Raw genomic sequence first — 11,664 nt, forward strand, 5'->3', positions numbered from 1 at the left:
CCGGGGTTTCCGCGCCGGATCTCATACTGCGGGATGAGCGGCAGCGGCACCGCCTACGACCTGCCGTGGCGGCCTCGCCCACCCGGCAGTCCTGCGCGTCAGGGGCGGACGATGCCCGTCTCGTACGCCATGACGACGGCCTGGACGCGGTCGCGGGCCTCGAGCTTCGCCAGGATGTGGCCCACGTGTGTCTTCACGGTCGCCTCGGACAGGAAGAGCTTGAGGGCGATCTCCGGGTTCGAGAGCCCCTGGGCGATCAGTTCGAAGACCTCGCGCTCGCGGGCCGTCAGGCGTGCGACCGCGGCGGCATGGGCGTGCTGGGCGGCTGAGGGCCGGCGGAGCAGGGGCGCCACGTGGTCGAGCAGGCGGCGCGTGGTGGACGGCGCGATGACGGCGTCGCCACGGTGTACGGTGCGGATCGCCTCGAGCAGCTCCTCGGGCGGGGCGTCCTTCAGGAGGAAGCCGCTGGCACCGGCGTGGATCGCGGACAGGGCGTACTCGTCGAGGTCGAAGGTCGTCAGCACCACGACGCGCGGCGCCGCGGGGCCTCCCGCCGCCACGGTGGCCCCGTGGTGCGCGAGGATGCGGCGGGTCGCCTCGATGCCGTCCATGCCGGGCATGCGGACATCCATCATGACGACGTCGGCGCGTGTGACCGCCAGCGCCCGGACCGCTTCCTCGCCGTTGGCCGCCTCGCACACGACGTCGAGGTCGGGCTGCGAGTTGATGAGCATGGCGAAACCGCTGCGCACCAGGTGCTGGTCATCGACGATGCCGACGCGGATCAGTCCTTCGGGGAAGGCCTCCCCGCCGGACCCGGCGTCCGGTGCCTGCACGGCGCCGGTGGTTCTGGTGGTGCTCTCCATGGTGGGTGGTCCTCCTGCTCGTCGTACCGGCTGTCGTGTCGTGCTGCCCGCGGTGGCGCTGCCGATGATCGGCCGGTCCCTAGGCCTCGGTGTACGGGATGAAGGCGTCCACACGGTACCCGCCGCCGGGCCGGGGCGCGGCCGAGACGGTGCCGTCGTAGAGGCGCACCCGCTCGGTCATCCCGTTGATCCCCTGGCCCGCGCCCGCCGTGGCGGGATCCGGTGCCGCGCCGCGTCCGTCGTCGTCGACGGTGATGGTCAGGCCACGCGGCCCGTAGTCGAGCACGACCTCCGTGGACGTGTCCGCCCCCGCATGCTTGAGCACGTTGGTGAGGGACTCCTGCACCACGCGGTACGCGGTCAGCTCGGCGCCGAGGGGGAGCTGCCGCCGCGGGGCCCCGACGCGCCGGCAGGCCACGCGCACACCGGAACGGCGCACCGACTGGATCAGGGCGTCGATGTCCTCGAGCGTCGGAAGGGGCCGGGTGGAGGCATCCTCGTCGCCGCGCAGCACTCCGAGCAGGCGCCGCATCTCGCGCAGGGATCCCCGGCCCGTCTCGGCGATCGTGCCGAGCGTCCGGACGGCGAGCTCGGGCGCCTGAGCGCTCGCGTACCGTGCGCCGTCGGCCTGCGTGATGATCACCGAGAGGGAGTGCGCCACGATGTCGTGCATCTCCCGGGCTATGTGGCTGCGCTCGTCCGCCGCCGCGAGGTCGCGCTCCTGCTGGCGCTCGACCTCCAGCCGGCGGGTCCTGTCCTCCAGCGCCTGGTACGTCAGTCGCCGCGACCGGGCGAGGTCGCCCATCGTCCAGGCCAGGAGCACGAGCGATTCCACGAAGAACAGCAGGATCAGGAAGAGCGGCACGGTGGTGAGGGCCGAATCGCTCGCACTCACGCCCAGCAGCTCCGCGTACCGCACCAGGCCGACGGCGGCGCCGGCGATCGCGAGTCCGAGTCCCCCCAGGCTGGCCCACCTCGGGGCGTAGGCGGCCAGGGTGTAGAGCGTGATCAGGATGACGAACTGCACCGGGACGGGCTCGGTCCCGGTGATGAGCTGCAGCACCGAGATCCCGGCGATGGCGGCGGCGGAGAGGATCACGCGGGAGCGGCGCCAGACCAGGGGGAGGACCAGGGCCGCGGACACGACGACGATCAGGCCGTAGCCCTGGACACCGCCGGCGGCGAAGGGCAGGACGAGCAGGACGAAGGCCGCCAGCGCGAGGCAGGCGTCGATGGTTCCCGGGTGCGCGCGCACCCAGCGCGCGAGCCGCAGGTGGAGGTCCATGGGGACCAACTCTAGGCGGGCCCTCCGCCGTCGCACATCCGACCCAGGGTGGAGCCCTCGTCTCACCCTACGGACCGATTGTTGCCCGTCCGGGCGCTTTCCTACGCTGGGACCATGACTGATGCCCCGCACCGTATCGACCTCGCCGTCATCCCCGGAGACGGGATCGGCCCCGAAGTGACCGCCGAGGCGGTCAAGGTCCTGCGCGCGGTGGTGGGCGACGACGTCGAACTCGCGCTGACGGACTACGAGCTCGGCGCAGAGCACTGGCTGGCCACGGGGGAGACACTGCCGGATGCGACGCTCGAGCAGCTGCGGCGGCATGATGCGATCCTCTTCGGTGCCGTAGGAGCCGCCCCGGGTGACACCCGCATCCCCTCGGGACTCATCGAACGCGAGTTCCTGCTGAAGCTCCGCTTCTCGCTGGACCACTTCGTGAACCTGCGCCCGTCCCGGCTGTACCCCGGTGTTCCCAGCCCCCTCGGCGAGCCGGGCGTCATCGATTTCGTCGTCGTGCGCGAGGGAACGGAAGGCCCGTACACGGGCAACGGGGGTACGCTGCGGGGCGGCACCCCGCACGAGGTCGCCACGGAGGTCTCGCTCAACACGGCGCACGGCGTCGAGCGCGTGGTCCGGGACGCCTTCGTGCGGGCGGCAGGACGCCGCGGGAAGCTGACCCTCGTGCACAAGCACAACGTCCTGGTCTACGCAGGGCACCTGTGGAAGCGCACCGTCGAGGCAGTCGCAGCCGAGTTCCCCGAGGTGAGCCACGACTACCTGCACGTGGATGCGGCGATGATCTTCCTCGTCACCGACCCCTCGCGCTTCGACGTGATCGTGACCGACAACCTGTTCGGGGACATCGTGACGGATCTCGCCGCCGCAGTCTCGGGCGGCATCGGGCTCGCAGCCTCCGCGAACCTCAACATGGACCGCACCGCTCCGTCCATGTTCGAGCCCGTGCACGGCTCGGCGCCGGACATCGCCGGGAAGCAGCTCGCCGACCCGACCGCGGCGATCCTCTCCGCGGCACTGCTCCTCCGGCACCTCGGCCTCGACGCGCAGGCCACGCGGATCGAGCAGGCCGTCGAGGCCGACATCGCGTCCCGGAGCGGCGCACGTCCCACCTCCGCCGTCGGCGATGCTATTGCCGCTGCCGTGTCCTAAGGTGGTTACACATCATTAACCCAGTGCCGGTGCACTGACCAACGACGGGCGACGGCGGCCACGCCGCACGTTCAGCCCGTTCCAGCGCGGAGGAACCATGACAGCCACCGATACCCCGTTCGCCCAGCACCTGTCGACGCGGCGGGCGTCGGTCGAGGAGCGCGAGGCGGTGCTGGCGAATCCGGGCTTCGGCAACTTCTTCACCGACCACACCGCTGTCGTCGACTACAGCGTGGACGAGTCCGGCGTCGGAGGCTGGCACAGTGCCCGGCTGGAGCCCTACGGTCCCATCGCCCTCGATCCCGCGGCTGCCGTGCTGCACTACGGCCAGGAGATCTTCGAGGGCATGAAGGCGTACCGACACACGGACGGGTCCATCTGGACCTTCCGCGCCGATGCCAACGCTGCCCGGCTCAACCGGTCTGCCGCCCGTCTCGCACTGCCCCAGCTGCCCGAGGAACTGTTCCTCGAGTCGCTGCGCCAGCTGGTGTCCGCCGACTCCGACTGGATCCCGTCCGGCGACGGCGAGAGCCTGTACCTCCGTCCGTTCATGATCGCCACCGAGGCCTTCCTCGGCGTGCGGCCCGCCCGGGAGGTCTCCTACCGCGTCATCGCGTCGCCGGCGGGCAACTACTTCGGCGGGGAGGTCAGGCCCGTGGACATCTGGGTCTCCCGTAACTACGCGCGGGCAGGACGCGGCGGTACCGGTGCGGCCAAGGCCGGCGGCAACTACGCCTCCTCGCTCGCCGCGCAGCTCGAAGCCGAAGCCCATGGCTGCAAGCAGGTGCTGTTCCTCGACCAGTTCAACGACAACGCGGTGGAGGAGCTCGGCGGCATGAACGTGTTCTTCGTGTTCCGTGACGGTTCGCTCGTCACTCCCGCCCTGTCCGGGACCATCCTCGAGGGCGTCACCCGGTCCTCGGTGATCCAGCTCGGGCGCGACCGCGGGCTGAACGTCAGCGAGCGCAAGATCACCCTGGACGAATGGCGCGACGGCGTGTCAAGCGGAGAGATCACCGAGGTCTTCGCCTGCGGTACGGCCGCCGTGATCACGCCCATCGGCCGGCTGCGCGACGGCGACGAGTTCATCGGGACCGCCGATGCTCCCGCGGGCGAGGTCACCATGTCGATCCGCAGCCAGCTGCTGGGCATCCAGACCGGCGCCGTGGAGGATACGCACGGCTGGCTGACGCGCCTGGTCTGAGAACCCGACCGAGGATTCGCGGCGTCCGTCCGGCCCCTGCGGGGTTCGGACGGACGCCGTTTTCCGTCGTGGCGGGGGAGCCGGAGCGGGCCGGTAGCCCGCTTCAGCGGGCGGGAGTGGCCTCGGTGCCGTCGGCACCTTCGCCCAGCCGCAGGTGCCGGGTCGTGGCGAGCAGTGCCGCGGTCTCGTCCGCGGGCATCGGGCGGCTGAAGTAGTAGCCCTGGCCGCTCGCGCAGCCCATCGCCCTCAGTTGTTCCGCCTGCTCGCGTGTCTCGATGCCTTCGAACACCGCTTCGAGGCCCGCTGCCCGGATCAGCTGAAGGATCGCCGCGACGAAGTCGAGCTGCCCCGCCCTCGTGTTGAGCTCGACGAGCAGCGAACGGTCCACCTTGACCATGCTGACGGGCAGTTCGCGCAGGTAGCTGATCGACGAGTAGCCGGTCCCGAAATCGTCGATCTCGATGCCGACCCCGAGCTGCTGGAGGCTCAGCAGTGAATACATCTCCACCTCGCCGCGCGTCACGATCGCGGTCTCGGTGATCTCCACCACGAGGTTGTGCGCGGGGAGGTCGAGTTCCCGGAGCAGGCCCCGGATGTAGTCGACCAGGTCGAGCTGCTTGAGTTCGACGGCGGATAGGTTGACCCTCAGCTGGAAGTCCTCGTCCAGCTCGATGTCCCTGCGCCACCGGGCGAGCTGCCGCAGGGATGCGGACATCACCCAGCGGTCGAGGTCGTGGATGACGCCGATCTCCTCTGCGAGCGGTATGAAGGTGTCCGGCGGGATCAGTCCGCGCAGGGGGTGCTGCCACCGGACCAGGACCTCCACGCCGAGGACCCGGTTGGTGGCGAGCTCCACGACGGGCTGGTAGTGCAGCACGAGCTCGTCCGAGCTGATCGCGCCGCGCAGTTCGGTGGCCATCTGGCTGCGGAGCTGCCGCGAGTACAGCATGACGGGTTCGAAGACCTTGATGATGCTGCGGCCCTCGCGCTTCGCCGCGTACATCGCGGTGTCGGCGTCCAGCAGGAGCTCGTCCGCTGTCTGTTCCGGTGTGCCGAGGCGCACGCCGATGCTGGCCCTGGAGGTGACGTAGAGCGAGTCGAGGCGGATCTGCTCCCCGAGGACGTCCAGGGCGCGCCGCGCGACCTGCATCGCGATGTCCATGGTCGCGCCGGGCAGCAGGATGGCGAACTCGTCGCCTCCGAGCCGGGCCACCAGGTCGGTCTCGCGGACCACCCCGTTCAGTCGGGACGCGACCTCCTGCAGCACCCGGTCGCCGGCGTCGTGGCCGAAGCGGTCGTTGACGTTCTTGAAGCTGTCGAGGTCGAGGAGCAGGAGTGCCGGAGGCGGCGCGCCGTTCACGGCCTGGCTGAGTGCCTCCTCGATGCCGTCCATCAGTGCGACGCGGTTCGCGAGCCCCGTGAGGGCGTCGGACATGGCCATCTTCATCATGTCCAGGTGTGCCTGGCGGAGCATGGCCGTGCGGCTCTCGACGCGTTTCTCGAACTGCTCGTAGACCTGCTCGAGTTCTTCCGCGAGCAGGTTCACTCCCGTGATGACGGCGTCGACCTCGTCCCGCGCGCTGGAGGGCTCGATCCGGCTGCTGAGTTCTCCCCGGGACAGCCGGACGATGCTCTCCACCAGCATCGCGAGCCGGGGGTCCTTCTGGTCAGCGCTCATTGGTTCCAGAGTACATTCCGGAGGGCCGCTCGCCGGGGACCCTTCGGCGGCGGCGGTGTCATTACCGGGCCGGAGCGCGGCGGCGAGCGGAGATGTGACCCGCCGGGTGCACGATGACGCCGTCATGGTCTCGTCACCGCGGAGGCGCAGTCCTCGGGTCCGGCACGCACGGGGGACATGCTCCTGACATGGGGAAGCCCTGATCAAGCGGGAGTGATGGGGCCAAACGCCCGGCCCGACGGGGCCTGAGATCATTCTAGGGAACGGTGCCCCCATGCATAAGCTGCTCCCGGTGTGGCTCCCTCCGTAGCTCATGGTTCAGGGTGGAGCCTGTAACCAGTCCTCTTATACTTGCGGCTCCCGGATGCTGTCGATGAGACTTCTGGATATCGCCGCCCGGTCCTGCGCCCCCGACTGGAGGAAGAGTTGTTCGCTCGTTTCGAGGTTATCCAAGGCATCAGTAGCGCTTCCCCTGCCGGAAAGCGCCTGTCCCAGGAGGAGGTGCGCCTGTGCGGCAACCTGTTTGGCAAGCAAATCCTGTCGAGCGATGATCTCCGACAGTTGCTCGATGGCATATTCGAACTGTCCCGTAAGAACCAGCCATTGGGCTCGATTCAGGCGCAACTCCAGCTGATCTCGCTGGGTTCCACCGACGATCGAACTGGCCAACTCGGCGCGCTCGATGCATTCGAGCGTTTCCGGTCCGATCAATCCCGCGGTGAGGCGGAACTGAGCAGACCCCCGGTTGAAGCGTGCCCAAAGGTCCAGATCGTTTGTAGGAGAGAGGTTTTCGGCGGCGAGTTCATGGTAAGAAGCGCCTTCGTCGATGCGTTTGAGGAGGAAGGCCACATTGCCGATGGCCCAGTAGCCCATACCGTTTGTTTGGCTGCTGGGTTCAGTCGACAAGAGATCTGCCAAGCGAAGGCACTCGTCCCAAGCTTCGCTTAATTGGTCGCTCTCCGCGAGAGCTGCGATCAACGCATTGAGCGCTTCGATCCTAATGCCCTTGTGGTCTGCGAGATCGGAGGCGAAGGACACCGCCTCCCGCGCAGCTTCGACTGCTAGGGCAAGATCACCACTTCCCTGGAGCGCGAACGACGTGAGCGTCGCTACCCGAGCACTCAGTGCCTCCGATGCGCGAGTCAGTTCGTGGGCTGCAAGTTGATCCGCGATGGTCCTCGACTCTTGCATCCGGCTTTGCTTTCGCAGAGCCTCAGCCACGAGGAATGTAGCGTTCCACCAACCTAGTTCGTCTTGGCAGGACATTGCGGCGGCGGCAGCCTGCTGGGCGAGGGATTGCGCTTTCGTGTAGTCGCGCTGATTCCACGCCTCGCGCGCCTGGAACTCCATCATGAGCCGCTCCCCGCGCGCGTCCTGCAAAGTCATGACCACTTTCCCTCTCCGCTGTGTCGGCACTGCTCCATCACAATATTCGGTGTTCAGCCTGCGGAGTCCACGTCTTCGGAGAATGTCACGCAATTTTCCAAGAAGTGTTACGAAAGTGGCTGGAGTGGCTTACGATGTATAGCGAGCCACACATGGTAATGAGGTGTGCTCGTCAACCACTGTTCCCAAGTCCCAAGGATGTTCACCATGAAGCGTCTCGTTTCCGCCCTTATGCTCTCCGTATTCCTCGTTTCCGGCGCCGCGGGCGTTGCTAACGCAGCCCCTGCCAAGTCCGGAACCGCGCCCGTTTCCTCGACGGACCGCGTCGGCTACTGGCCTTACTAAACCCTTCGGTCGCACGCGGCGATCCATTAGCGATCCCGCTTGGGCTTGAGCAGCAGTGGCGATACCGTGGGCACCCTCTTCTCTAGGGAGGGTCTGCCCGCGGTATTCGCGTTAAGGCGATTTGATGCCGGACCCAAGCCACGCCGAAGGCGAATGCTCAGGCTAGGCTTGGCCGCATGCGAATTGCACGCTTTGTCCTAAATGATGACCCAATGTTCGGCGTCGTGGAAGGTGCGGCCGGCAGCGAGGAAGTAGCGGTCATCCAGGGTGACCCGTTCTACGCCGGCGTCCAGCTCACCGGTGCCCGTCATGCCCTCGAGGACGTCAGGCTCCTCGCGCCCGTGATACCCCGCAGCAAGGTGGTGGGAGTGGGGCGGAACTACGCGGACCACATCCAGGAGATGGGCAGCGAGACGCCGGCCGCTCCGCTGATGTTCCTCAAGCCCAACACGTCGGTGATCGGTCCCGGCGATCCCATCATGCTGCCGTCCTTCTCGGACCAGATCTCCTACGAGGCCGAACTCGCTGTCGTGATCGGCCGGATCTGCAAGGACGTCCCGCTGGAGCGCGTCGACGACGTGGTCTTCGGCTACACCTGTGCCAACGACCTCACGGCCCGCGACGTGCAGAAGACGGACGACCAGTGGGCCCGTGCCAAGGGCTTCGACACCTCCTGCCCCATCGGTCCCTGGATCGAGACGGACCTCGATCCGGAGAATCTCAGCATCCGCGGCTCGCTCGACGGCGAACTGCGGCAGGACGGGTCGACGAGCGACATGATCTGGGGGGCCCGTGAACTCGTGTCCTACGTGTCGCAGGCCTTCACGTTGCTGCCGGGGGACATCATCCTCACCGGCACGCCAGCGGGCGTCGGCCTCATCACCGACGGCCAGCGGTACGACGTCGACATCGAGGGCATCGGACGCCTGTCCAACCCCGCGCGCCGCTGACGGTCCGCGCAGCGCCGGACCTCCGGCCGTCATGCGCCGGCTGGAGGCGGGCCCATCTTCGGCGGGCATGGTCCCCACTTAGACTGGGACCACCATGACTACAGCCGCTGATATCCCCACCGTCACTGATGCCACACCCGTCCGGGTCCGATTCTGCCCGTCGCCGACGGGAACGCCGCACGTCGGCCTGATCCGGACGGCGCTCTTCAACTGGGCCTATGCCCGCCACACGGGTGGGAAGCTCGTCTTCCGCATCGAGGACACCGATGCCGCGCGCGACAGCGAGGAGAGCTACCACCAGCTCCTCGAGGCGATGACCTGGCTGGGCATCGACTGGGACGAGGGTGTCGAGGTCGGCGGCCCGCACGCTCCCTATCGCCAGTCGCAGCGGGGGGACCTCTACAGGGACGTGATCGAGCGCCTCACCGAAGCGGGCCACCTGTATGAGTCCTTCTCCACCCCGGAAGAGGTGGAGGAGCGACACCGCGCGGCCGGCCGCGACGTCAAGCTCGGCTACGACAACCACGACCGCACCCTGAGCGAGGAGCAAAAGGACGCTTTCCGGTCCAGCGGTCGTCCGGCCGTGCTGCGGCTCCGTATGCCCGACGAGGACATCACCTTCACCGACCTCGTGCGGGGGGACATCACCTTCCGTGCAGGTAGCGTGCCCGACTTCGCCGTCGTCCGCGCCAACGGTGCGCCCCTCTACACGCTCGTCAACCCGGTGGACGACGCCCTCATGGGCATCACGCATGTCCTGCGGGGCGAGGATCTGCTGTCCTCCACTCCGCGGCAGGTGGCCCTGTACCGGGCGCTGATCGACATCGGGGTGGCACGCTACATGCCGCTGTTCGGCCACCTGCCGTACGTGATGGGTCAGGGCAACAAGAAGCTGTCCAAACGGGATCCGGAGTCGAACCTGTTCCTGCACCGGGAACGCGGCTTCATCCGGGAGGGGCTGCTCAACTACCTCTCGCTGCTCGGCTGGAGCCTGTCCGCGGACGAGGACATCTTCTCGGTCGAGCAGCTCGTCGAGAAGTTCGACGTGCGCGACGTCCTCGCCAATCCGGCGCGCTTCGACCTGAAGAAGGCCGAGGCGATCAACGGCACGCACGTGAGGCTGCTCGACCCGGGGGAGTTCCGGTCTCGGCTGCTGCCCTACCTCGCCGCGGCAGGGGTCATCGGTGCCGATCCCACCTCCGAGGAGCTGCGCACGGTCGCGGAAGCGGCTCCGCTGATCCAGGAGCGCATCACCCTCCTGGGCGAAGCGCCGGAGATGATCGGTTTCCTCTTCAAGGAGGACGACGCGGTGGACATCGCCGACGACGCGCGCAAGGGACTGCCGGAGAACCTGGGGGAGGTCCTCGACGCAACCCTCGGCGCCCTCGGGGACGTCGACTCGTGGGACACCGAGTCGCTGCAGGCGGCCCTCAGGACCGCGCTCGTCGACACGCTCGGGCTGAAGCCGAGGCTCGCTTTCGGGCCCGTCCGCACCGCCATCTCCGGGCGCAGGATCTCGCCGCCGCTCTTCGAGTCCATGGTGATCCTCGGGCGCGAGTCCTCGATCGCCCGGGTGCGCGCGCTGCGGGCCACGGTGGACTGAGATGTCGGATCAGCTGCCGGAGATGCCGGCCCCAGCGAATGCGCTGCCGGGCGAAGGCGTGGACGGCGTCCTCTTCGACATCGACGACACGCTCGTCGATCTCGCCCAGGCCATGGGCCGCACGCTGCAGGCCATCCCGGATCCGGCGCTGAGCCACCTCGGCGACGACGACTGGGTGAGGTACAAGGCGCTGTTCGCCGCCGACCCGCAGCGGCACTATGACCGCTTCCTGGCCGGTGAGCTGACCTTCGAGGAGCAGCGCGTGCACCGGGTGCGCCATGCGCGGGCGGGCTTCACCCCGGAGCCCTTCCTCGGTCACGTGGCCGAGGCGTGGGTGCGGGAGTACGAGCAGACGCTTCCCCTGCACTTCCGCGCCTACGACGACGTCGTGCCGCTGCTCGACGAGCTCGATGCGCGGGGAATCCCCTACGGGGCCGTGAGCAACAACGTCCACGACTACCAGCGGGCGAAACTGGACCGGGCCGGACTGGAGCGGATCACGGTGCTCGTCGGCATCGACACCGTGGGGGTGGCGAAGCCCGAGCCGGGTATCTACCTCGAGGGCGCCCGGCTGATCGGCACCGCGCCGGTGCGCACGCTGTACGTGGGCGACAACCGGCTGATCGATGCCGTCGGGGCGCGGACGGCCGGGCTGGTCGGGGCCTGGCTGGACCGAGCGGGAACGGGCAGCGACAGGGGGACCGACCCGGGGACCCGGGCGGGGTCGGGAGCCGCGGTGGCTCCGGTGGAGGACGCCGGGAAGGGCCTGACGGAGGTGCCGCGCATCACCGGGCTGGAGGCCGTTTTGCAGTTCCTGCCCTCGGTCCGGTAGAGTTATTTCTCGGCGCGGAGCGGTTACGCGATCGAAACCCAGCAGGATCGGGGCTTCGGAAAGTGCCATTGGGGTATGGTGTAATTGGCAACACACTGGTTTCTGGTACCAACATTCTAGGTTCGAGTCCTGGTACCCCAGCGCACTCCCGTCCTCGCGGACGGGATGGCACAAGCAGTACAAAAGCAGTAGTAGGATGGAAAAGTACTGGCCCCATCGTATAGCGGCCTAGTACGCTGCCCTCTCACGGCGGTAACGCGGGTTCGAATCCCGCTGGGGTCACATCAGCTCGCAAGAGCGCAGGTCCGAAAGGACAGACGGAAATCCCGGACATCATCGATGTCCGGG

The 11,664-nt window shown here is 68.0% G+C and carries 9 protein-coding genes and 2 tRNA genes; 7 read left to right on the plus strand and 4 right to left on the minus strand.

Translation table 11 applies throughout. The features are described from left to right. Nucleotides 1–98: 98 nt before the first annotated feature. Together AC1MFI_RS11565 and AC1MFI_RS11570 are read right to left on the minus strand one after the other, a co-directional pair. Nucleotides 99–866 carry a response regulator gene (locus tag AC1MFI_RS11565; protein ID WP_479817017.1) on the minus strand — a complete coding sequence of 256 codons (768 nt, stop codon included), beginning with the start codon at nucleotides 864–866 and terminating at the stop codon, nucleotides 99–101. A gap of 79 nt (nucleotides 867–945) precedes the next feature. Next, nucleotides 946–2,151, minus strand: coding sequence for a sensor histidine kinase (locus AC1MFI_RS11570; RefSeq protein WP_479817018.1), 1,206 nt, complete (start codon nucleotides 2,149–2,151; stop codon nucleotides 946–948). Nucleotides 2,152–2,265: 114 nt separating this feature from the next. Between AC1MFI_RS11570 and AC1MFI_RS11575 the strand changes: the two genes are divergently transcribed. Together AC1MFI_RS11575 and AC1MFI_RS11580 are read left to right on the plus strand one after the other, a co-directional pair. Beyond that, nucleotides 2,266–3,318: a 3-isopropylmalate dehydrogenase gene (locus tag AC1MFI_RS11575; RefSeq protein WP_479817019.1), complete on the plus strand. Its 1,053-nt coding sequence runs from the start codon at nucleotides 2,266–2,268 to the stop codon at nucleotides 3,316–3,318. A 97-nt stretch (nucleotides 3,319–3,415) separates the two neighbouring features. Next, the gene (locus tag AC1MFI_RS11580) at nucleotides 3,416–4,522 is read left to right on the plus strand and encodes a branched-chain amino acid aminotransferase (RefSeq protein ID WP_479817020.1); all 1,107 of its coding nucleotides are present in this window, start codon (nucleotides 3,416–3,418) and stop codon (nucleotides 4,520–4,522) included. 103 nt (nucleotides 4,523–4,625) lie between these two features. Here the strand turns inward: AC1MFI_RS11580 and AC1MFI_RS11585 are convergent, their stop codons facing one another. Next, nucleotides 4,626–6,200 carry a putative bifunctional diguanylate cyclase/phosphodiesterase gene (locus AC1MFI_RS11585; protein WP_479817021.1) on the minus strand — a complete coding sequence of 525 codons (1,575 nt, stop codon included), beginning with the start codon at nucleotides 6,198–6,200 and terminating at the stop codon, nucleotides 4,626–4,628. Nucleotides 6,201–6,545: 345 nt separating this feature from the next. Then, nucleotides 6,546–7,586, minus strand: coding sequence for a hypothetical protein (locus AC1MFI_RS11590; protein WP_479817022.1), 1,041 nt, complete (start codon nucleotides 7,584–7,586; stop codon nucleotides 6,546–6,548). A 521-nt stretch (nucleotides 7,587–8,107) separates the two neighbouring features. Here AC1MFI_RS11590 and AC1MFI_RS11595 point away from each other — a divergent pair. The 5 genes from AC1MFI_RS11595 (at nucleotide 8,108) to AC1MFI_RS11615 (ending at nucleotide 11,598) form a co-directional block, all read left to right on the plus strand. Beyond that, nucleotides 8,108–8,881 carry a fumarylacetoacetate hydrolase family protein gene (locus tag AC1MFI_RS11595; protein ID WP_479817024.1) on the plus strand — a complete coding sequence of 258 codons (774 nt, stop codon included), beginning with the start codon at nucleotides 8,108–8,110 and terminating at the stop codon, nucleotides 8,879–8,881. Nucleotides 8,882–8,975: 94 nt separating this feature from the next. Then, entirely contained in the window at nucleotides 8,976–10,484 is a 1,509-nt protein-coding gene (gltX, locus tag AC1MFI_RS11600) for a glutamate--tRNA ligase (RefSeq protein WP_479817026.1), read from the plus strand. A gap of 1 nt (nucleotide 10,485) precedes the next feature. After that, nucleotides 10,486–11,316, plus strand: a complete 831-nt coding sequence (locus AC1MFI_RS11605; protein WP_479817028.1) for an HAD family hydrolase — start codon at nucleotides 10,486–10,488, stop codon at nucleotides 11,314–11,316. A gap of 69 nt (nucleotides 11,317–11,385) precedes the next feature. After that, a tRNA-Gln gene (locus tag AC1MFI_RS11610) sits at nucleotides 11,386–11,457 on the plus strand. A 68-nt stretch (nucleotides 11,458–11,525) separates the two neighbouring features. After that, nucleotides 11,526–11,598, plus strand: a tRNA-Glu gene (locus AC1MFI_RS11615). The last annotated feature ends 66 nt before the right edge of the window (nucleotides 11,599–11,664 follow it).

The organism is Arthrobacter sp. BC5 (assembly GCF_056680255.1).